The sequence below is a fragment of the Vibrio sp. 10N.222.55.B11 genome (assembly GCF_041473705.1).
Taxonomy (GTDB): domain Bacteria; phylum Pseudomonadota; class Gammaproteobacteria; order Enterobacterales; family Vibrionaceae; genus Vibrio; species Vibrio crassostreae_C.
In genome coordinates, this window is record NZ_JBFRST010000190.1 from 1 (window position 1) to 361 (window position 361).

At 43.5% G+C, this 361-nt stretch carries 1 pseudogene; it reads right to left on the reverse strand.

What is annotated here, in order from left to right:
• A pseudogene (locus AB4503_RS25670) lies at window positions 1-361 on the reverse strand (type VI secretion system membrane subunit TssM); the annotation flags it as partial.

Consider the following 361-nt stretch of genomic DNA (forward strand, 5'->3'; position numbering starts at 1 on the left):
ACAACGCTGCCATTTGAGGGGCCGGTGCGTCTGCTATATCTTTCATATACGTACGAACTCTGCTCAGTGCAGTTATCGTTTCATCCCATGGTGTAGGGGAGTTAGGGGTTTCGTTAATTTGTAATTGATTCAAGATGTGGAAAGCTTGTTCAACTCTTTTCATCAACAAGTAGTCAGGTTGAACAAGTTCTTCAACGAGTTCTGGTGCTGCATTTACGGCACCAGCAAGTTTAGGGTTAACCTGGGCCATTAATGCATTCTGTTGTCCAACCGGGGAAAACTGAGTGTTTGTATAAACTTGTTTTAGAACGGTTGTCATAGGAGAAGAGGGACCAGAGATCAGATCAATGGCGTTAGTAAT